Here is a 646-nt window from a genome sequence, read left to right as displayed (position 1 = left end):
CAACGTTCACTTACAACTCCCCGAAGCACTATCGCGGTTCGTCGCGTCCTTCATCGGCTCCTGGCGCCTAGGCATCCTCCGTGCGCACTTATTAGCTTAACCTATCTGCAACTATTAAGTTTGATCGTAAGAGCAAACTTCAGTTGTCAGCATGAGTTGACACTAGTAAGGCAAGACGATACTTCTTCTTTCGCGCTCATGATAATCGTTAGGTTATCATGTCTTTTGTTTCGATATCCAGTTTTCAAGGTGCAAACGAGCGACCGCAAGTCATCTCGCGCACATCCGGCAAGCAGCGTTGGAAACCAACGCGTTGTCGATATGCAATAATTGAAAGATTATCATCCTAAAAGATGATTGCTCTTTCAAAACTGAACTTGAGCGTAAGAAACGGTTTGCCACTTCGCTTGCGCGACCGTGGTCTTTTTTAGCTCCGAAGAGCTCCTTAGAAAGGAGGTGATCCAGCCGCACCTTCCGATACGGCTACCTTGTTACGACTTCACCCCAATCATCTACCCCACCTTCGGCGGCTGGCTCCCTTACGGGTTACCCCACCGACTTCGGGTGTTGTAAACTCTCGTGGTGTGACGGGCGGTGTGTACAAGACCCGGGAACGTATTCACCGCGGCATGCTGATCCGCGATTA

At 49.8% G+C, this 646-nt stretch carries 2 rRNA genes; both read right to left on the bottom strand.

From position 1 onward, the window contains the following. A 23S ribosomal RNA gene (locus ACFFT4_RS06140) occupies positions 1-102 on the bottom strand; the annotation flags it as partial. 347 nt (positions 103-449) lie between these two features. Beyond that, positions 450-646 (bottom strand): 16S ribosomal RNA (locus tag ACFFT4_RS06135); the annotation flags it as partial.

The organism is Cohnella cellulosilytica, assembly GCF_042431195.1.
In the GTDB taxonomy this organism is placed as follows: Bacteria; Bacillota; Bacilli; order Paenibacillales; family Paenibacillaceae; genus Cohnella; species Cohnella cellulosilytica.
Note: the sequence above shows the minus strand (reverse complement) of the source record. Positions and strands in the feature narration are given on the sequence as shown.